The 576-nt window shown below is 64.8% G+C and carries 1 protein-coding gene; it reads right to left on the bottom strand.

What is annotated here, in order from left to right:
- Window positions 1-576 (bottom strand): beta-ketoacyl synthase N-terminal-like domain-containing protein (locus IE313_RS34745; protein WP_189939378.1); only part of this gene is annotated, 576 nt, incomplete at both ends.

The raw sequence follows: 576 nt of genomic DNA, 5'->3' as shown, positions 1-576 counted from the left end.
AACACTCACCGCCGGACCCTCAAAACCAAAAACATAAGACACCCGACCAGAAACAACACTCCCCGAACGACCCGTCATAAGGTAACCATCCGTGTTCCCGCCGGCCGTTCCAGCGGGCCCGGCGTCACCCAAGCCGACGCCTGTTCCGTAGTCACCGTTCATCACACCAACGAAGACACCGGTACGGCTGCCCCGCAGACTGTGAGGGTCGATACGGGCGTGTTCCAACGCCTCCCAAGCCCCTTCCAGCAGCAGCCGCTGTTGCGGATCCATCGCCAACGCCTCACGGGGACTGATCCCGAAGAACTCGGGATCAAAACCGGCGGCCTCGTGCAGGAAGCCGCCCTCCCGGGTATACGACGTACCTGCGTGGTCGGGATCGGGGTGGAACAGGCGGTCGAGATCCCAGCCCCGGTCAGTCGGAAAGCCGGTGATGGCGTCGCCGCCCTCGGCCACCAACCGCCACAAGTCCTCCGGACCAGCCACACCCCCCGGAAAGCGACACGCCATCCCCACAATCGCCAACGGCTCATCCACCGCCACACCACCCGACACCACCGGCTTCGTACGGTCCGC

The sequence above is a fragment of the Streptomyces sulfonofaciens genome, from assembly GCF_014656295.1.
In the GTDB taxonomy this organism is placed as follows: domain Bacteria; phylum Actinomycetota; class Actinomycetes; order Streptomycetales; family Streptomycetaceae; genus Streptomyces; species Streptomyces sulfonofaciens.
Note: the sequence above shows the minus strand (reverse complement) of the source record. Positions and strands in the feature narration are given on the sequence as shown.